Here is a 17729-nt window from a genome sequence, read left to right on the forward strand (position 1 = left end):
TGGTGTCCGAGAGGTTGTCGAGCAGCGAGAACCCCGCAACGGGAGGTATGTGCAGGCCACAGTGCCGGCCCATGACTCAGACACCACCCACAGACCGCACCCCCGCGCCGGGGCAGGCGCGCGCCCGCTTCTCGGTCCCCGCCGCCCACCCCATGGTGAGCGTCCTGGGCTCCGGGGACTCCCTGCTGCGCGTGATCGAGAAGGCGTTCCCGGCCGTCGACATCCACGTCCGGGGCAACGAGGTCAGCGCGCACGGCGAAGCGGCGGAAGTCGCCCTGATCCAGCGCCTGTTCGACCAGATGATGCTGGTGCTGCGCACCGGACAGCCGATGACGGAGGACGCCGTGGAACGCTCGATCGCCATGCTCAGGGCCAGTGAGGACGGGAACCCGGGCGACGGCGAGGAGACCCCGGCCGAGGTCCTCACCCAGAACATCCTGTCCAGCCGCGGCCGCACCATCCGGCCCAAGACGCTCAACCAGAAGCGGTACGTCGACGCGATCGACAAGCACACGATCGTCTTCGGCATCGGCCCCGCCGGTACCGGCAAGACGTACCTCGCCATGGCCAAGGCGGTCCAGGCCCTGCAGTCCAAGCAGGTCAGCCGGATCATCCTGACCCGCCCCGCCGTCGAGGCCGGCGAGCGCCTGGGCTTCCTGCCCGGCACGCTCTACGAGAAGATCGACCCCTACCTGCGCCCGCTGTACGACGCGCTGCACGACATGCTCGACCCCGACTCGATCCCGCGCCTGATGGCCGCGGGCACCATCGAGGTCGCGCCCCTGGCGTACATGCGCGGCAGAACCCTGAACGACGCGTTCATCATCCTGGACGAGGCGCAGAACACGAGCCCCGAGCAGATGAAGATGTTCCTGACGCGGCTCGGCTTCGAATCGAAGATCGTCATCACGGGTGACGTGACCCAGATCGACCTGCCGGGCGGCACCAAGAGCGGTCTGCGCCAGGTCCAGGACATCCTGGACGGCGTGCCCGACGTGCACTTCTCGCGCCTCACCTCCCACGATGTCGTACGGCACAAGCTCGTGGGCCGTATCGTCGACGCGTACGAGCAGTACGACAGCCGCAACGGCACGAACAACGGGAAGTAGCGGACAGGGCACATGTCGATCGACGTCAACAACGAGTCCGGAACCGAGGTCGACGAGCAGGCGATCCTCGACGTCGCCCGCTACGCGCTCACGCGCATGCGCATCCACCCGCTCTCCGAGCTGTCGGTGATCGTGGTGGACGAGGAGGCGATGGAGCAGCTCCACATCCAGTGGATGGACCTGCCCGGACCCACGGACGTCATGTCCTTCCCGATGGACGAGCTGCGCCCGCCGGCCAAGGACGACGAGGAGCCCCCGCAGGGGCTCCTCGGCGACATCGTGCTCTGCCCCGAGGTCGCCCTCAAGCAGGGCCGGGAAGCGGCCACGCAGCACTCCATGGACGAGGAGCTCCAGCTCCTGACCGTCCACGGGGTGCTGCACCTGCTGGGGTACGACCACGAGGAGCCCGACGAGAAGGCCGAGATGTTCGGCCTGCAGGCGGCCATCGTCGACGGCTGGCGCGCGGAGCGGGGCCTGACCGGCCCGTCACCGGCGCCCACCGTCAACTGACCCCGCGATGACCACCCAGCTCATCCTGGGCGCCGTCGCCCTGGTCGTCGTCGCCTGGCTGGCCGCCTGCGCCGAGGCCGGCATCGCCCGCGTCTCCAGCTTCCGGGCCGCCGAGGCGGTCCGCTCCGGGCGCCGCGGCGCGGCCCGCCTGGAGCAGGTCGCCGCCGACCCCACCCGCTACCTCAACGTGGCGCTGCTGGTGCGCGTCGCCTGCGAGATGGCCGCCGGCGTCCTCGTCACGTACGTCTGCCTGGAAGCCTTCGAGCGGACCTGGGCGGCGCTGCTGGTGGCGATCGCCGTGATGGTCCTGGTGTCGTACGTGGCCGTCGGCGTCTCGCCGCGCACCATCGGCCGCCAGCACCCGCTGAACACGGCCACCGCCGCCGCGTACGTGCTGCTGCCGCTGGCCCGGATCATGGGCCCGGTCCCGCAGCTGCTCATCCTCCTGGGCAACGCGCTCACCCCCGGCAAGGGCTTCCGCAAGGGCCCCTTCGCCTCCGAGGCCGAGCTGCGGGCCATGGTCGACCTGGCCGAGCAGGAGTCGCTGATCGAGGACGAGGAGCGCCGCATGGTGCACTCCGTCTTCGAGCTCGGGGACACCCTGGTGCGCGAGGTGATGGTGCCGCGCACCGACCTGATCTGCATCGAGCGCTACAAGACGATCCGCCAGGCGCTCACCCTCGCGCTGCGCTCCGGCTTCTCGCGCATCCCGGTGACCGGGGAGAACGAGGACGACATCGTCGGGATCGTCTACCTCAAGGACCTGGTCCGCAAGACGCACATCAACCGCGACTCCGAGGCGGACCTGGTCTCCACCGCGATGCGCCCGGCGAGCTTCGTGCCCGACACCAAGAACGCGGGCGACCTGCTGCGCGAGATGCAGCAGGAGCGCAACCACGTCGCGGTCGTCATCGACGAGTACGGCGGCACGGCCGGGATCGTCACCATCGAGGACATCCTGGAGGAGATCGTCGGCGAGATCACCGACGAGTACGACCGGGAGCTCCCGCCGGTGGAGGAGCTCGGCGGGGGCCGCTTCCGGGTCACCGCCCGGCTGGACATCACCGACATGGGCGAGCTGTTCGGCCTCGACGAGTACGACGACGAGGACGTGGAGACCGTCGGCGGACTGCTCGCCAAGGCGCTCGGCCGGGTGCCGATCGCCGGGGCCACCTCGGTGGTGGAGCTGCCCGACGGGCGTTCGCTGCGGCTGACCGCGGAGTCCCCGGCGGGCCGCCGCAACAAGATCGTCACGGTGCTGGTGGAGCCGGTGGGCCCGGCCGTGGACGCGGGGGAGGGCGCGGCGTGAACGGCGCGCGGCTGAGGGCGTTCTGCCTGGGGTTCAACGACGCGGTCGAGGAGTTCCCGTTCACCCCGGAGACCTCCGTCTTCAAGGTCGCGGGCAAGCTGTTCGCGCTGGCCGCGCTGGACGCCGAGCCGCTGCGGGTGAACCTCAAGTGCGAGCCGGAGATCGCGGTGCGGCTGCGCGAGGAGCACCCGGCGATCGTCCCCGGCTGGCACATGAACAAGCGCCACTGGAACACGGTGACCGTGGGAGAGCTCCCGGACCGCATGGTCCGGGAGCTGGTGGAGGACTCCTACGACCTGGTGGTGGCGGGCCTGCCCAAGGCCGTCCGCCTCCGCCTGGACCGCCCCTAGCCTCACTCGGCCCGGGCCCCGCCGCGCGAGCGCAGGCCCAGGCCCACCAGGACGCCCGCCGCGAGCACCACCGCGGCGTCGACCGCCACCACCGTGCGCACCCCGCCGAACAGGTCGCCGCCCGTCGTGGCGAGCACCCCCAGCAGCGGGATGCCGATGGTGATGCCCACCTGCTGGGTCGTCGTCACCAGGCCCGTCGCCAGGCCCTGCTCCCCGTCGGGCACGCCCGAGGTGGCCGTCAGGCCGTACGAGATGATCGCGCCCAGGTGCGCCATGCTGGCCAGCGACACCGCGACCGCCGCGAGCAGCGCCCCGCCGCCCCGGCCGACGCCGAGCAGCCCCGCGGTCAGCAGGCCCTGCGCGAGCAGCGACACCACCAGGGTGCGGCGGGCGCCGAAGCGGCCCACGACCTTCGGCACGACCGTCCCGGCGAACACCGAGAGCACGCCCTGGACGCCGAAGACCAGGCCGGTGGCGAACGCCGAGAGGCCCAGGACCTCCTGCAGGTACAGGGTCAGCACGAACACGATCGTCGACATCATCGAGAACGTCACCAGGCCGCCCAGGTTGCCGAACGCCACCGTGCGCCGCCGCAGCATCGGCAGCGACACCAGCGGCGCCGGGTGCCGGGACTCCACCCGGACGAACACCGCGAGCAGCGCCAGGCCCACGACCAGCGTCACCAACACGTCCGCGCCGCCGAAGCCGCGCTCGGCCGCCGTGGACAGCGCGTAGATCAGCGCCAGCAGGCCGCCGGTGACGGTGACCGCGCCGGGCACGTCCAGGCGCGGGCGGTCCGGGGTGCGCGACTCGGGCAGCAGCCGGGGCGCCAGCGGCAGCACCACCAGGGTGAACAGCGTCAGCAGGCCCATCGTGGAGCGCCAGCCCAGCACGTCGGTCATCACGCCGCCCAGCACCATGCCCACGGTGAAGCCCAGCGACAGCAGCGTGCCGGAGATGCCCAGCGCCCGATCGCGCTGCGGGCCCTCGGGGAACGTCGTGGTCAGCAGCGACATCCCGGTCGGCACGATCATCGCCGCGCCCAGGCCCTGCAGCGCCCGGCCGGCCAGGAACGAGGCCGGGTCCCAGGCGAGCGTCGCCAGCAGCGAGGCGGCGCCGAACACCGCGAGTCCGGTGAGGAAGAGCCGCTTGCGGCCGAACAGGTCGCCGATCCGGCCGAACAGCAGCAGGAAGCCGCCGGACGGCAGCGCGAACGCGGTCACCGCCCACTGCAGCCCGGACCGGCTCAGGCCCAGGTCGCGGCCGAGTTCGGGCAGGGCCACGTTCAGTACGGAGAAGTCCAGCGCCACCATGAACTGGGCGGCGCACAGCACGAACAGGATCAGCCGGGCCCGGCCGGTCAGCCGGGCGGGGGCGGCGGGCCCGGGGGCCGTGCCGCGGGCGGGGGCGGAGGTGTCGATTGCCATGTCCACACCCTGGGCGCCCGGGAACACCCGTGGGGAGCCGGTACTTATGCTGGTGGCCGCACCACCAGGCTGGGTGGCCTGGACGACACGGGTCCGACGGGGGAGAGAAGCGTGGCGGCAGCGGTACGGAGCACGACGGCGGACGACCACCGGCGCGCGGAACTGCGCGAGTTCCTGATGAGCAGGCGCGCCCGGGTCAGCCCGGCCGACGCGGGGCTGCCCGACGGCGGGCGGCGGCGCACCCCGGGGCTGCGCCGGGAGGAGGTCGCCGTCCTCGCGGGCGTCGGCGCCTCCTGGTACCAGTGGCTGGAGCAGGGGCGCGACATCACCGTCTCCCCGCAGGTCCTGGACGCGGTCGCCCGGGTGCTGCGGCTGACCTCGGTCGAGCGGCGCCACCTGTACGTACTGGCCGGGCTCAACCCGCCCGCCCTGGAGTCCGAGACGGCCTCCGACCACCTGTGCGACGGGCTGCGGCGGCTGATCGACGCCTGGACGCCGTTCCCGGCGCACATCATGGACGCGTACTGGAACACCGTGGTCTACAACGACGCGGCCGCGATGGTGCTGGGCATGCGCCCCGAGATCACGCAGAACTGCCTGGTGTCCTTCTTCACCGACCCGCTCTACCGCTCGCGCGCCCGCAGCTGGGCGCAGAACGCCGAGACGGTCGTCGCGCAGTACCGGGCGGCCTGCTCCGAGCGGCCCGGCGACGACGGCTTCCGGGAGGTCGTGGCGCAGGCGGCGGCGGCCAGCGAGGAGTTCGCCGCGCTCTGGGAGCGCCGCGACATCACCCTGGGCGGCCCGGTCCGCAAGGAGATGGAGCACCCGCTGGTGGGCACCCTGGTGGTGGAGTCCACCCAGCTGCGGGTGCCGGCCAGGCCGGACCTGGTGATCGTGCTGCACACGCCGCTGCCCGAGGCGGACACGGCCGCCAAGCTGGAGTGGCTGTGCTCGCCCGAGGGGCGGCGCGGGGCGATGTACCCCGTCGCCGGATAGTTGTTCGAATCCGGGTATCCTCTGCGGACCGCAGGGGAGGCGGGGGACCCGAACTCTCCCCGCCCCCTTCCCCGTTCAGGAGAGTTCACCCGATGCGCACCCGCACCCGCCGCGCCGCGGCCGTCGCCGCCGCCGTCTCCGCCCTGCTCACCGCGTCCGCCTGCACCGGCGACTCCGGCGAGGGCCAGAAGAAGCCCGCCGCCTCCCCGTCCGCCGCCGACGGCAAGGACGGCGGCGCGTCCGCGGGCGGCGCGGCGCTCACCGCCGCCCAGCTCACGGCCGCCACGCTGGAGGTCAAGGACCTCCCGGCCGGGTGGAAGGGCGACAAGGCCGAGGCCACCACCGCGGGCGCCCGCGCGGACAAGGCCGAGTGCCAGCCGCTGGCCGAGCTGATCAACCGCAAGGTCACCGGCGCCACCATGGGCCCCGACGCCGCCTTCGCGGGCCAGGGCGGCAACGCACTGCTCAACCAGCGCGTCTTCACCTTCCCCGGCGCCGGGGCGGCGGAGTTCACCAAGTCCATCGGCACGTCCCTGGACACCTGCAAGGGTTTCACCGCCTCGATCCAGGGCGGCCGGGCCGAGGTCACCGTCGAGAAGCTCACCGCCGCGCCGACCGGCACCGAGGAGACCCACGCGTTCCGCCTGAAGATGAAGCTGCCCGAGCTGGGCGGCATCACCATGGAGATGGACAACGCGGTGCTGCGCCAGGGCTCCGGCGTGACCAGCGTCTCCTTCCTGCCCGCGAACGCCGCCGGCCACCCGGCCTTCGCCGACCTGCTGAAGCGGGCCGCGGCCAAGTTCACCCAGGGCGCCGGGAGCTGACCGGGGGGCCCGACCTATGCTCGGGCCATGACGCAGAGCACCCCCGGCCTCGACCCCGAGGACCGCAAGATCATCACGCTGGCGCGCAGCGCCCGCGCCCGCAACGGCGTGCCCGAGGGCGCGGCGGTGCGCGACGAGACCGGCCGCACCTACGTCGCCGGGACCGTCGCCCTCGCCTCGCTGAAGCTCAGCGCGCTGCGCACCGCCGTCGCCATGGCGGTCGCCAGCGGCGCCACCTCGCTGGAGGCCGCCGCCGTGGTCTCCGCCGGGCAGGAGGTCAGCGCCGAGGACCGCGCGGCCGTCGCCGACCTGGGCGGCGCGGACACCCCGGTGCTGCTCGCGGGCCCCGACGGGGAGCTCGTGGCGACGGTCGCGGCGGGCTGATGCGCGACCGTACGACCTGGGCCGCCCTCGTCGTCTGCGGCGTGGGCGCGCTGATCAACGCGGTGGACGCGGTGGTACGCGGACGCCTGGAGCCGACCGACGCGTTCCCGCTGATCGTGGCCCTGGGGGCGGGCGCGGAGCTGCTGAAGCGGCGCCGGGCGGGCGCCGCGAAGGCGCTGAACGGCGCGGCGGGCGTGCTCCTGGTGGCCGCGGGGTCGGCCGCCGGGTACCGGGCCTGGACGACGGCGGTGCGGGAGGGCTCGTACGACTGGATCAACCTGGTCCTCGGCGTGCTGACCGTCCTGTTCGTCGCGGCCGGCGCGGCCCGGGTGCTCGCCCGGCTGCGCGTCCGCCGGGCCGGGCACGCCTGATCGGCTCGCTGGATCCGCTGGATCACGCCGCTAGATCACCCTGCTGACCTGCGGCGACGCGGATCTTGACAGTATCTGATGGGTCATCAGTCAAGGGAACGGGACTCCCTTGACTTCTTCCGTGCCCGGCACGTCAATGGCGCCCTCCCAACCCTCAGGAGGGGGCACACATGGCACCGGTACGAAGACCGCGCGAGCGGCGGCGCCGCTGTACCGCCGCGCTCGCACTCGCCCTCGGCACCACCGCGGCGCTCGCCGCACCCGGCCACGCGGCGACCGCCGCCCAGTCGGTCGACTTCCCCACCCACTGCGTGCCGCCGCCGATCGCGGGCATCCCGCCCATCGACGGCACCACCACCGCCGAGATCACCGTCGACAACGCGGCGCCCAAGGTGGGCGACACCATCGCCGTGACGTACACCGTCACCAAGCCCGCCGCCAGCAACCCCGTCGACCTGGCCCTGCCCGCCGACATCATGACGCCCAGCGGCAAGGTCGTCGCCAGCGGCGCCCAGAACGGCGACACGGCCGTCGTCGGCCCCAAGAAGAACCCGCCGGTCCCCGGCAAGGGCGCCTTCCCCGCCTTCTCCATGAGCGGCACGCTCAAGATCGAGAAGGCCGGGAGCATCACCCTGTCGCCCGGCGACTACAACATCCACACCAGCTACATCATGGAGCTGGACACCCCCTGCACCGTGACGAACCCGCCCGCACCGGGATCCGTCACCGTCGTCGCCACCGAGCAGCCCGGCGCCAACGAGCGCACCCTCGCGCTCGCCACCGCCACCGGCAAGCCCGGTGACACCGTCGCCGTCACCGGGGCCAAATTCTCCCCGAACGCCGACATCACCGTCGTCGGCCGCTCCGGGGCCGCCGAGACCGCCGACAGGACGACGGCCAAGGCCGACGCCGCCGGCGGCTTCAGCGCCTCCCTGACCGTCAACGACAAGGCCACCACCGGGATCGTCGCCTACGAGGGCGCGGCCTGGGACCCCGCCAAGGGCGCGGGCCCCGCCGCGTACACCGTCATCGACGACACCCCGACCCCGCCGAACAGCCAGAAGCTCGCCACCAGCGTCACCGCCGGACAGCTGTCGATGACCCAGGCGGGCGACAGCGTCCAGCTCTCCGCCGTCGACTTCGGCAAGGGCGGAGCCGCCGCCGGCGACCTGCGCACGGTCACCGTCCAGGACTTCCGCGGCGGACCCGCGGGCTGGTCCCTGACGGGCAAGGTCACCGACTTCACCGGACCCGGCGGGAAGATCGGCGCCGGGGCACTGTCCTGGACCCCCGCCTGCGCCACCAAGGCGGGCAGCCCCAGCACCTGCGCGGCCGGCTCCGCGGGCGGCGTCGGCAGCGCCGGCGCGACCCTGGCCTCCACCCCCAACGGGGCGCTCACCGGCGGTGAGTTCACCGTCGACGCCAAGCTGTCCCTGAACGTCCCGGCGTTCACGGCGCCCGGCGCCTACAACGGTGTGCTGACCCTCACGCTCACCTGACCGCACGGCGGGCCGGGCGCGCACCCGGTCGGCCCGCCCCACCCCCGGGGACCCCCATGCCGCGCACCCTCCGCACCGCCCTCCGCGCCCTGCTGCCCGCGCTGCTGCTCGGCCCGCTCCTCACCCTGCTCGGCGCACCCGCCGCCCACGCCGCCGACAACGGCGAGTTCGCCGTCTACCCGGCCGCCTCCCAGCTCGGCCAGCGCCCGTACTTCTACCTCGCCGCCGACCCCGGCGGCACCCTCACCGACAAGGTCGTCCTCACCAACCGCACCACCGGCCCGCTCACCTTCCGGCTGTACGGAGCCGACGCCTACAACACCGCGCGCGACGGCGGCTTCGCCGTGCGCTCCGCCACCGAGCGCCAGCGCGACGTCGGCGCCTGGACCCGGCCGGGACTGTCCCGCGTCACCGTCCCCGCGGGCCGCTCCGTCACCGTCCCCTACACCCTCACCGTCCCTGCCACCGCTGAGCCCGGCGACCACGTCGGCGCCCTCGTCGCCCTCGACGAACGCGTCGCCAGGACCTCCGGACAGGTCGCCGTCGGCGTCCAGAAGGCCGTCGGCGCCCGCCTCTACCTGCGCGTCAGCGGCCCCACCGTGCCCGCCCTGTCCGTCGAGGACGTCACCCTGCGGCACAGCGCCCCCCTGGTGCCCGGCACCGGCGACTCCACCGCCGTCCTCTCGTACACCCTGTACAACCGGGGCAACGTCACCCTCGACCCCAAGGTCGCCCTGCGCGCCGAGGGCCTCTTCGGGCGCACCCTGCTCGCCCGCGACCTCGCCGGAGTGCCCGCCGAACTGCTGCCCCGCCAGCGCATCCGGCTCACCGCCCGCTGGGACGGCGCACCCCAGCTCGACCGGGTCAGCGTCAGCCTCACCGCCACCGCCAAGGACGTCAGCGAGTCCGCCCGGGTGTCCTTCCTGGCCCTGCCCTGGCTCGCCGCCGGAGTGCTCCTGGCAGCCCTGCTGGCCGCCCTCGGCGCCCTGCTGCTGCGCGCCCGGAGGACTCGGGTGCTGCGGGCCGCCTGAGATCGGGGAGAATGGCCCCCATGAGCGTTCGTACCCAGTCAGCCGCACCCTCCGGGCCCGCCGCCCACCGGGCGGGCTTCGCCTGCTTCGTCGGCCGCCCCAACGCGGGCAAGTCCACCCTCACGAACGCCCTGGTCGGCCAGAAGGTGGCGATCACCTCCAACCGCCCGCAGACCACCCGGCACACGGTCCGCGGCATCGTGCACCGCCCCGACGCCCAGCTCATCCTGGTCGACACCCCGGGCCTGCACAAGCCGCGCACCCTGCTCGGCGAGCGGCTCAACGACGTGGTGCGCAGCACCTGGGCCGAGGTCGACGTCATCGGCTTCTGCCTGCCCGCCGACCAGAAGCTCGGCCCCGGCGACCGCTTCATCGCCAAGGAGCTCGCCGGGATCAGGAAGACCCCGAAGGTCGCCATCGTCACCAAGACGGACCTCGTCGACTCCAAGACCCTCGCCGAGCAGCTGATCGCCGTCGACCAGCTCGCCCGCGAGCTCGGCTTCGAATGGGCCGAGATCGTGCCCGTCTCCGCCGTCGGCGACAAGCAGGTCCAGCTGGTCGCCGACCTCATCGTGCCGATGCTCCCGGAGAGCCCGCCGCTCTACCCCGAGGGTGACCTGACCGACGAGCCCGAGCAGGTCATGGTCGCGGAGCTGATCCGCGAGGCCGCCCTGGAAGGCGTGCGCGACGAGCTGCCGCACTCCATCGCGGTCGTCGTCGAGGAGATGCTGCCGCGCGAGAACCGCCCCGCCGACAAGCCGCTGCTCGACATCCACGCCAACGTCTACATCGAGCGGCCCAGCCAGAAGGGCATCATCATCGGCCCCAAGGGCCAGCGCCTGAAGGACGTCGGCATGAAGTCCCGCAAGCAGATCGAGGCCCTGCTCGGCACCCCGGTCTTCCTCGACCTGCACGTCAAGGTCGCCAAGGACTGGCAGCGCGACCCCAAGCAGCTGCGCCGCCTGGGCTTCTGAGCCCGCGGCCCCGCCGCTCCCGGGGCCGCGCGCCCCGGGGGCCCGGGCGCCCCGGGAGGGGTCCCAGGTTCCCCGGGAGGGGGCTCAGGCGCCTTCCTTCAGCACCCTCGTCACCAGCGCGCGCTGCGCCTCGGTCAGGCTCGGGTCGGACGCGTACACCGTCCGCCCGTCCACCGTGATCTCGTACTGGAAGCCGTCCGGCACCCCGGCCGGCGGCGCCGGCGCGCACTCCGCGAAGGCCTGGTCCACCAGGTCGCGCCACTCCGCCGCGTCGAGGCGCCCCGAGGTGTCCACCTCCGCGCACCGCTCGATGCCCGCGAAGCCGCCCGTGCGTTTCACCTGAATCAGCATGGCTCCCTGTGTACCCCCCGACGGGCGGGGCGCACCCACCGGTACGCCCCGCCGTCCGCTCCCGTACCGGATTCAGCCGGTCGGCACGCCCACCTGCGACCAGGCCTTGAGCACCGCCTGCTGCTCCTCGCCGTCGCCGAACAGGGTGTGCGCCCTGGCCACCGTCAGCTTGGCGAAGTCGGCGAACGTGGCGTCCGTGGCCAGCTCCCCGCCGGTCAGCGTCTCGTACCAGATCTTCCCCGCGCGCTCCCACGCGTAGCCGCCCAGCGCGGTGGCCAGCAGGTAGAAGGCGTGGTTGGGGATGCCCGAGTTGATGTGCACGCCGCCGTTGTCACGGCCGGTCTTCACGTAGCCGTCCATGGTGCCCGGCTGCGGGTCCTTGCCCAGCACGTCGTCGTCGTAGGCGGTGCCCGGCTCCTTCATGGAGCGCAGCGCCACGCCGGTGACGTTGGGGCCGAGCAGGCCCTGGCCGATCAGCCAGTCCGCCTCGGCGGCGTTCTGCCCCAGCGCGTACTGCTTGATCAGCGAGCCGAAGACGTCCGACATGGACTCGTTGAGCGCGCCGGACTGCTGGAAGTACTCCAGGTTGGCCGAGTACTGCGTCACGCCGTGGGTCAGCTCGTGCCCGATCACGTCCAGCGGCAGCGTGAAGTCCAGGAACAGGTCGTTGTCCCCGTCGCCGAACACCATCTGCTGCCCGTCCCAGAAGGCGTTGTCGTAGTTCTCGCCGTAGTGCACGGTCGCGTTCAGCGGCAGGCCCTCGCCGTCGATGGAGTGCCGCCCGTACGCCTTCAGGTACAGCTCGAACGTGGCGCCCAGGCCCGCGTGCGCGCGGTTGACGGACGCGTCCTGGGAGGGCCCGTCGGACTCGGAGTGCACCTTGCGCCCGGGAGTGACCTCCTGGCGCTCGGCGTCGTAGATCGTCCGCTTGGGCTTGTCCGACGGCGTCCCGGGGGCGGCGGGGGCCAGGCCGCGCACCGTCGTCAGACGGCGGCGGGTGCGCTGGAGGGCGTCGTGCTCGAGGGTGCGGGATGCCGGGTCGGCGAGTGCGGGGTCCTCGTTGGTGGCCAGCTTGTCGAGGACGTGCGGCGGCACGATGGTGCAGAAGACCGGGTGGAACCGGTGGGCGTTGGCGTCCATGTCGGGAGGGTGGCACTCGGTTATGCCCGTGTCACTACCTGCGACCATGATTGCCGAAATGGAGTGATGGATCACCATTCACCCGTAACTCATTCGGCGTCCCGCATACTGAAACGGGACCGCCGTCCCCGCGTCGCTGGGCTAGGCTGCCGCCATCATGCGTTTCGGGCTGCTTCTCCTTAGCTGCCGCGGCGAGGGCCTGTAGTCGTAGGCCGACCCCCTCCCCGCGGGTTTCGGTGTTGCGTTCGACAGTCGGCCGTCCCTCCCGCTGGACCCGAGGAGCCCAACGCAATGTCCCAGCCCGTAGGCAGCCCGACGCCGGTCACCAACGCGACCCACACGCAGAAGCCGTCCGGCATGCCGATCCACAAGTACGGCGTGTACGAGCAGGTCGACATCCCGGACCGCAGCTGGCCGGACCGGCGCATCACCAAGGCTCCGCGCTGGCTCTCCACCGACCTGCGCGACGGCAACCAGGCCCTGATCGACCCGATGTCGCCCGCCCGCAAGCGCGAGATGTTCGACCTGCTGGTGCGCATGGGCTACAAGGAGATCGAGGTCGGCTTCCCCTCCTCGGGCCAGACCGACTTCGACTTCGTGCGCTCCATCATCGAAGAGGGCGCGATCCCGGACGACGTCACCATCTCCGTACTGACCCAGGCCCGCGAGGACCTGATCGAGCGGACCGTGGAGTCCCTGGTCGGCGCCAAGCGCGCCACCGTGCACCTGTACAACGCCACCGCGCCGACCTTCCGCCGCGTGGTCTTCCGCGGCTCCAAGGAAGACATCAAGCAGATCGCCGTCGACGGCACCCGCCTGGTGATGGAGTACGCCGACAAGCTGCTGGGCGACGAGACCGCCTTCGGCTACCAGTACAGCCCGGAGATCTTCACCGACACCGAGCTGGACTTCGCCCTGGAGGTCTGCGAGGCCGTCTGCGACGTCTGGCAGCCCGAGGCCGGCCGCGAGATCATCCTCAACCTGCCCGCCACCGTGGAGCGTTCGACGCCCTCCACGCACGCGGACCGCTTCGAGTGGATGAGCCGCCACCTGACCCGCCGCGAGCACGTCTGCCTGTCGGTGCACCCGCACAACGACCGCGGCACCGCCGTCGCCGCCGCCGAGCTGGCGATCATGGCAGGCGCCGACCGCATCGAGGGCTGCCTGTTCGGCCAGGGCGAGCGCACCGGCAACGTCGACCTGGTCACCCTGGGCATGAACCTGTTCTCCCAGGGCGTGGACCCGCAGATCGACTTCTCGCAGATCGACGAGATCCGCCGCACCAGCGAGTACTGCAACCAGATGGAGGTCCACCCGCGCCACCCCTACGCGGGCGACCTGGTCTACACCGCCTTCTCCGGCTCCCACCAGGACGCCATCAAGAAGGGCTTCGACGCCATGGAGGCCGACGCGGCCGCCAAGGGCGTCGGCGTGGACGACATCGAGTGGGCCGTGCCGTACCTGCCCATCGACCCCAAGGACGTCGGCCGCTCCTACGAGGCCGTCATCCGGGTCAACTCCCAGTCCGGCAAGGGCGGCATCGCGTACGTCCTGAAGAACGACCACAAGCTGGACCTGCCGCGCCGGATGCAGATCGAGTTCTCCCGCATCATTCAGGCCAAGACCGACGCCGAGGGCGGCGAGGTCACGCCGAAGGCCATCTGGGACGTCTTCCAGGACGAGTACCTGCCCAACCCGGACAACGCCTGGGGCCGCATCCAGCTGCGTTCCGGCCAGACGACCACGGACACCGACGGCCGCGACACCCTGACCGTCGAGGCCACCGTGGACGGCGCCGACACGGTGCTGACCGGCACCGGCAACGGCCCGATCTCCGCGTTCTTCGAGGCCCTGGCCGCCACCGGCGTCGACGCCCGGCTGCTGGACTACCAGGAGCACACGATGAGCGAGGGCGCCTCCGCGCAGGCCGCCTCGTACATCGAGTGCGCCATCGACGGAAAGGTGCTGTGGGGCATCGGCATCGACGCCAACACCACCCGCGCCTCCCTGAAGGCCGTCGTCTCGGCCGTCAACCGCGCGTCGCGCTAGTTCCCACCTCGTTCCCACGGCTTCCACCAGCACCGTTCGGACCCCGTCCGCCCCTTGGGGCAGGCGGGGTTCGGCCATGTCGTGGCGTTGTCATGACGAGGTGCTGACGCCACGTCGCCGATGTGGCTAACATCACGTCAACACGGCGATGTTGCCGGGACATGACGGAGGTGCGACGTGCTGCAAGCTCGATCACCGCGCGGCCGGAAAGTGCGCCTCTGCGGCATCCGCACGTCGTGGAACACGGTGGGGGACGGCGAGTTCTTCTGCCCCGACTGCGGAGGCGACCGCAACTACCGCCGTCGCACCGGCCGCCGCCGCTTCACCCTCCTCGGCGTCCCGCTGCTGCCCCGCGGCCTGGCCGGGCCGGTCGTCGAATGCGCCTCCTGCCGCGCCCACTTCGCCACCGACACCCTCGACCACCCCACCACCGCCCGCTTCTCCGCGATGCTGCGCGACGCCGTCCACACCGTGGCCCTCGCCGTGCTCGCCGCGGGCGGCACCTCCTCGCGCACCGTGCGCCGCACCGCCGTCGACACCGTGCGCGCCGCCGGGTTCGAGGAGTGCACCGAGGAGCAGCTGACGGCCCTCATCGAGGCCCTCGCCGCCGACACCGGCCGCTTCGTCAGCGACAGCGGCCCGTGCGGTGCCGCCCTCGCCATCGAGCTGCACGAGGCCCTGGAGCCGCTCGCCCCGCACCTGGCCCCCGCCGGGCGCGAGTCGATCCTGCTCCAGGGGGCCCGCATCGCCCTGGCCGACGGCGCCTACAGCCCCGCCGAGCGCGAGGTCCTCTCCATCGTCGGCGGCGCCCTCCAGCTGTGCGCCGACGACACCGCCCGGCTCCTGGCGACGGCCCGCACCCCGTCCTGACCGCGCGCGCCACCCCGCGCCGCACGCCTCCCGCCGCAGCCGCGACACGGGCCCCGGACAGTAACCCGGGGCCCATTTCCGTACGCCTCTGGATACGGCTCCCGCTGCGGCTCCCGTACGCCTCCCGCACTCCCGTGCACCGTCGGAGCGACCCCGCGGGGCCACCCGTAGAACGCGCTTCCGGCGATTCCCGGGACCGCCCGCGCCCGGCCCATTCGCCCTCTCAGCGGCCCTCCGCCAGTTCGCCATGTTTCGCCACCCCGGGAAACGCCAATTCGCCATGTTTCGCCACCCCGAGAAAGCGTCCGAGTTCTGCGAATTACTGATCAGCTTCCGTCACTTGCCCGCCCGTACCCCCCACCACCTGCAATCCTTCCTCCGTGCCCGCTCCGATCGACTCGCGAATCCACCCTCTCCGAGGCCACTGCGCCGAGGGAAGAGGGAAATGGATTCAGAAAGGGCAGTCATGGTGAAGGAAGAAAAGGAACGCCCCCGCGCGGGGACGATTGGACCCGCGAAGGACGCCGGCTTCTTCACGGTTCACACAGGAGGGTGTCGGGTGATGGTCCTGCCAGTCGGTTCGTACGTCGTCGAGCTCCGCACCGGGCGCGTGGCCCGCGTCATGGGCCACGAGGGCCCCTACGTCCAGCTGCGCCCCTTCGGCGGCGGCAGGGAATGGGACTGCCCGCCCGAGGGCGTGCGCATCGCCACCACCGCCGAACGCCTCAGCGCCGCCACCGCCTACGCCAACGCCCGCAGCCGCGGCGAGGTCCCCTAGGGACCTCGGGACCTCCCAGGGCCCCGGGCCGGGACGGCCACGGCGCGCGCCCGCGTACGCGACAATGGACGCATGAGTCTGTTCCGCGACGACGGCATCGTGCTGCGCACCCAGAAGCTGGGCGAGGCGGACCGGATCATCACCCTGCTCACCCGCGGCCACGGACGCGTCCGCGCCGTCGCCCGCGGCGTGCGCCGCACCAAGTCCAAGTTCGGCGCCCGCCTCGAACCGTTCTCCCACGTCGACGTGCAGTTCTTCTCCCGCGGCGGCGAACTCGTCGGCCGCGGCCTCCCCCTGTGCACCCAGAGCGAGACCATCGCCCCCTACGGCAGCGGCATCGTCACCGACTACGCCCGCTACACCGCCGGCACCGCGATGCTGGAGACCGCCGAACGCTTCACCGACCACGAGGGCGAACCCGCCGTCCAGCAGTACCTCCTCCTCGTCGGCGGCCTGCGCACCCTCGCCCGCGCCGAACACGCCCCCGGCCTCATCCTCGACGCCTTCCTGCTGCGCTCCCTCGCCGTCAACGGCTACGCCCCCAGCTTCGACGACTGCGCCCGCTGCGGCCTGCCCGGACCCAACCGCTTCTTCTCCGTCTCCGCGGGCGGAGTGATATGCGGCGACTGCCGCGTCCCCGGCAGCGTCGTACCCTCTGCGGAGGCCGTCGGACTCCTCAGCGCCCTGCTCACCGGAGACTGGGCGACGGCCGACGCGTGCGAGGCGCGCCACGTCAGGGAGGGCAGCGGACTGGTGTCCGCCTACCTGCACTGGCACCTGGAGCGCGGACTGCGCTCGCTGCGGTACGTAGAGAAGAGCTAGGAGAGTGTGACCCACATGGCACGACGCGGAATCCTTGGGCGGCAGCGCCGCGAGTACAAGGTCCCCGAGCCGCACCCCTCCGGCGCCCGCCCGCCGAAGATCCCCGGCGAGCTCGTGCCCGGCCACGTCGCCGTCGTCATGGACGGCAACGGCCGCTGGGCCAAGGAGCGCGGCCTGCCCCGCACCGAGGGCCACAAGGTCGGCGAGGGCGTCGTCCTCGACGTCCTCAAGGGCTGCCTGGAGCTCGGCGTCAAGAACCTCTCCCTGTACGCCTTCTCCACCGAGAACTGGAAGCGCTCGCCCGACGAGGTCCGCTTCCTGATGAACTTCAACCGCGACGTCATCCGCCGCCGCCGCGACGAGATGGACGAGCTCGGCATCCGCATCCGCTGGGCCGGCCGCATGCCCAAGATGTGGAAGTCCGTCGTCCAGGAGCTCCAGGTCGCCCAGGAGCAGACCAAGGACAACGACGCCATGACGCTGTACTTCTGCGTCAACTACGGCGGCCGCGCCGAGATCGCCGACGCCGCCCAGGCCATCGCCCGCGACGTCGCCGCCGGCAAGCTCGACCCGGCCAAGGTCAACGAGAAGACCTTCGCCAAGTACCTGTACTACCCGGACATGCCGGACGTCGACATCTTCCTGCGCCCCAGCGGCGAGCAGCGCACCTCCAACTTCCTCATCTGGCAGTCCAGTTACGCCGAGATGATCTACCAGGACGTGCTCTGGCCCGACTTCGACCGCCGCGACCTGTGGCGCGCCTGCCTGGACTTCGCCTCCCGCGACCGCCGCTTCGGCGGCGCCATCCCCAACGACGAGCTGGAGCGCACCCAGCGGATGCTCCAGAAGTAGCGCGTACGCGTACGACGGCGGGGGCGGCACCGGACCACCGGTACCGCCCCCGCCGTCTCACACGCCCGAGCGCTCGCCCACGT

19 protein-coding genes are annotated in these 17729 nt (G+C 72.2%); 16 read left to right on the forward strand and 3 right to left on the reverse strand.

Features of this window, described 5'->3' with window-relative positions:
* The first annotated feature begins 71 nt into the window (after positions 1-71).
* Genes ABT160_RS00635 through ABT160_RS00650 form a run of 4 tightly spaced genes read left to right on the forward strand, consistent with a single transcriptional unit; the run spans position 72 to position 3278 of the window.
* Positions 72-1109, forward strand: a complete 1038-nt coding sequence (locus tag ABT160_RS00635) for a PhoH family protein (RefSeq protein WP_351641697.1) — start codon at positions 72-74, stop codon at positions 1107-1109.
* 12 nt (positions 1110-1121) lie between these two features.
* A complete protein-coding gene (gene ybeY, locus ABT160_RS00640; protein ID WP_351641699.1) occupies positions 1122-1619 on the forward strand; it encodes an rRNA maturation RNase YbeY in 498 nt (165 codons plus the stop codon).
* A 7-nt stretch (positions 1620-1626) separates the two neighbouring features.
* The gene (locus ABT160_RS00645) at positions 1627-2928 is read left to right on the forward strand and encodes a hemolysin family protein (protein WP_351641702.1); all 1302 of its coding nucleotides are present in this window, start codon (positions 1627-1629) and stop codon (positions 2926-2928) included.
* A complete protein-coding gene (locus ABT160_RS00650) occupies positions 2925-3278 on the forward strand; it encodes an MmcQ/YjbR family DNA-binding protein (protein WP_351641705.1) in 354 nt (117 codons plus the stop codon). The genes ABT160_RS00645 and ABT160_RS00650 overlap by 4 nt, the downstream gene beginning before the upstream one ends.
* 2 nt (positions 3279-3280) lie before the next feature.
* Here ABT160_RS00650 and ABT160_RS00655 read toward each other — a convergent pair whose 3' ends face one another.
* The gene (locus ABT160_RS00655; protein WP_351641708.1) at positions 3281-4705 is read right to left on the reverse strand and encodes an MFS transporter; all 1425 of its coding nucleotides are present in this window, start codon (positions 4703-4705) and stop codon (positions 3281-3283) included.
* A 177-nt stretch (positions 4706-4882) separates the two neighbouring features.
* Here ABT160_RS00655 and ABT160_RS00660 point away from each other — a divergent pair, with 177 nt between their 5' ends.
* The 7 genes from ABT160_RS00660 to era all read left to right on the forward strand — a co-directional run bounded on the left by ABT160_RS00660 (position 4883) and on the right by era (position 10784).
* A complete protein-coding gene (locus tag ABT160_RS00660; RefSeq protein WP_351642202.1) occupies positions 4883-5701 on the forward strand; it encodes a helix-turn-helix transcriptional regulator in 819 nt (272 codons plus the stop codon).
* Between the two features lie 92 nt (positions 5702-5793).
* The gene (locus ABT160_RS00665; RefSeq protein WP_351641711.1) at positions 5794-6525 is read left to right on the forward strand and encodes a hypothetical protein; all 732 of its coding nucleotides are present in this window, start codon (positions 5794-5796) and stop codon (positions 6523-6525) included.
* 27 nt (positions 6526-6552) lie between these two features.
* The gene (locus ABT160_RS00670; RefSeq protein ID WP_351641713.1) at positions 6553-6909 is read left to right on the forward strand and encodes a cytidine deaminase-like protein; all 357 of its coding nucleotides are present in this window, start codon (positions 6553-6555) and stop codon (positions 6907-6909) included.
* A complete protein-coding gene (locus ABT160_RS00675) occupies positions 6909-7280 on the forward strand; it encodes a hypothetical protein (RefSeq protein ID WP_351641716.1) in 372 nt (123 codons plus the stop codon). Before ABT160_RS00670 ends, ABT160_RS00675 begins: the two co-directional genes overlap by 1 nt.
* Before the next feature lie 170 nt (positions 7281-7450).
* Positions 7451-8779, forward strand: coding sequence for a beta-xylosidase (locus tag ABT160_RS00680; RefSeq protein WP_351641719.1), 1329 nt, complete (start codon positions 7451-7453; stop codon positions 8777-8779).
* 56 nt (positions 8780-8835) lie between these two features.
* The gene (locus tag ABT160_RS00685) at positions 8836-9810 is read left to right on the forward strand and encodes a WxL protein peptidoglycan domain-containing protein (RefSeq protein WP_351641722.1); all 975 of its coding nucleotides are present in this window, start codon (positions 8836-8838) and stop codon (positions 9808-9810) included.
* 11 nt (positions 9811-9821) lie between these two features.
* Positions 9822-10784, forward strand: a complete 963-nt coding sequence (gene era, locus ABT160_RS00690) for a GTPase Era (protein WP_351641724.1) — start codon at positions 9822-9824, stop codon at positions 10782-10784.
* Positions 10785-10868: 84 nt separating this feature from the next.
* Here era and ABT160_RS00695 read toward each other — a convergent pair whose 3' ends face one another.
* Together ABT160_RS00695 and ABT160_RS00700 are read right to left on the reverse strand one after the other, a co-directional pair.
* Entirely contained in the window at positions 10869-11135 is a 267-nt protein-coding gene (locus ABT160_RS00695) for a protealysin inhibitor emfourin (protein WP_351641726.1), read from the reverse strand.
* Positions 11136-11207: 72 nt separating this feature from the next.
* The gene (locus ABT160_RS00700) at positions 11208-12275 is read right to left on the reverse strand and encodes a M4 family metallopeptidase (protein WP_351641729.1); all 1068 of its coding nucleotides are present in this window, start codon (positions 12273-12275) and stop codon (positions 11208-11210) included.
* 291 nt (positions 12276-12566) lie between these two features.
* Here ABT160_RS00700 and leuA point away from each other — a divergent pair, with 291 nt between their 5' ends.
* The 5 genes from leuA (at position 12567) to ABT160_RS00725 (ending at position 17646) form a co-directional block, all read left to right on the forward strand.
* A complete protein-coding gene (leuA, locus tag ABT160_RS00705; protein ID WP_351641731.1) occupies positions 12567-14324 on the forward strand; it encodes a 2-isopropylmalate synthase in 1758 nt (585 codons plus the stop codon).
* A 177-nt stretch (positions 14325-14501) separates the two neighbouring features.
* The gene (locus ABT160_RS00710) at positions 14502-15194 is read left to right on the forward strand and encodes a TerB family tellurite resistance protein (protein WP_351641734.1); all 693 of its coding nucleotides are present in this window, start codon (positions 14502-14504) and stop codon (positions 15192-15194) included.
* A 562-nt stretch (positions 15195-15756) separates the two neighbouring features.
* On the forward strand, positions 15757-15972 hold the full coding sequence (locus tag ABT160_RS00715; protein WP_351641737.1) for a hypothetical protein: 216 nt from the start codon (positions 15757-15759) through the stop codon (positions 15970-15972).
* 72 nt (positions 15973-16044) lie between these two features.
* A complete protein-coding gene (gene recO, locus ABT160_RS00720) occupies positions 16045-16794 on the forward strand; it encodes a DNA repair protein RecO (protein WP_351641740.1) in 750 nt (249 codons plus the stop codon).
* A 15-nt stretch (positions 16795-16809) separates the two neighbouring features.
* Positions 16810-17646, forward strand: coding sequence for an isoprenyl transferase (locus ABT160_RS00725; protein WP_351641743.1), 837 nt, complete (start codon positions 16810-16812; stop codon positions 17644-17646).
* Positions 17647-17729 lie beyond the last annotated feature (83 nt).

It is taken from the genome of Streptomyces sp. NPDC001941, from assembly GCF_040296945.1.
Classification (GTDB): Bacteria; Actinomycetota; Actinomycetes; order Streptomycetales; family Streptomycetaceae; genus Streptomyces.

Bases quoted from the DNA above. Each gene is read 5' to 3' on its own strand.
- ABT160_RS00635 (WP_351641697.1), top strand. From the start codon at position 72: ATGACTCAGACACCACCCACAGACCGCACCCCCGCGCCGGGGCAGGCG.
- ybeY (WP_351641699.1), top strand. From the start codon at position 1,122: ATGTCGATCGACGTCAACAACGAGTCCGGAACCGAGGTCGACGAGCAG.
- ABT160_RS00645 (WP_351641702.1), top strand. From the start codon at position 1,627: ATGACCACCCAGCTCATCCTGGGCGCCGTCGCCCTGGTCGTCGTCGCC.
- ABT160_RS00655 (WP_351641708.1), bottom strand. From the start codon at position 4,705: ATGGCAATCGACACCTCCGCCCCCGCCCGCGGCACGGCCCCCGGGCCC.
- ABT160_RS00660 (WP_351642202.1), top strand. From the start codon at position 4,883: ATGAGCAGGCGCGCCCGGGTCAGCCCGGCCGACGCGGGGCTGCCCGAC.
- ABT160_RS00665 (WP_351641711.1), top strand. From the start codon at position 5,794: ATGCGCACCCGCACCCGCCGCGCCGCGGCCGTCGCCGCCGCCGTCTCC.
- ABT160_RS00670 (WP_351641713.1), top strand. From the start codon at position 6,553: ATGACGCAGAGCACCCCCGGCCTCGACCCCGAGGACCGCAAGATCATC.
- ABT160_RS00675 (WP_351641716.1), top strand. From the start codon at position 6,909: ATGCGCGACCGTACGACCTGGGCCGCCCTCGTCGTCTGCGGCGTGGGC.
- ABT160_RS00680 (WP_351641719.1), top strand. From the start codon at position 7,451: ATGGCACCGGTACGAAGACCGCGCGAGCGGCGGCGCCGCTGTACCGCC.
- ABT160_RS00685 (WP_351641722.1), top strand. From the start codon at position 8,836: ATGCCGCGCACCCTCCGCACCGCCCTCCGCGCCCTGCTGCCCGCGCTG.
- era (WP_351641724.1), top strand. From the start codon at position 9,822: ATGGCCCCCATGAGCGTTCGTACCCAGTCAGCCGCACCCTCCGGGCCC.
- ABT160_RS00695 (WP_351641726.1), bottom strand. From the start codon at position 11,135: ATGCTGATTCAGGTGAAACGCACGGGCGGCTTCGCGGGCATCGAGCGG.
- ABT160_RS00700 (WP_351641729.1), bottom strand. From the start codon at position 12,275: ATGGACGCCAACGCCCACCGGTTCCACCCGGTCTTCTGCACCATCGTG.
- leuA (WP_351641731.1), top strand. From the start codon at position 12,567: ATGTCCCAGCCCGTAGGCAGCCCGACGCCGGTCACCAACGCGACCCAC.
- ABT160_RS00715 (WP_351641737.1), top strand. From the start codon at position 15,757: ATGGTCCTGCCAGTCGGTTCGTACGTCGTCGAGCTCCGCACCGGGCGC.
- recO (WP_351641740.1), top strand. From the start codon at position 16,045: ATGAGTCTGTTCCGCGACGACGGCATCGTGCTGCGCACCCAGAAGCTG.
- ABT160_RS00725 (WP_351641743.1), top strand. From the start codon at position 16,810: ATGGCACGACGCGGAATCCTTGGGCGGCAGCGCCGCGAGTACAAGGTC.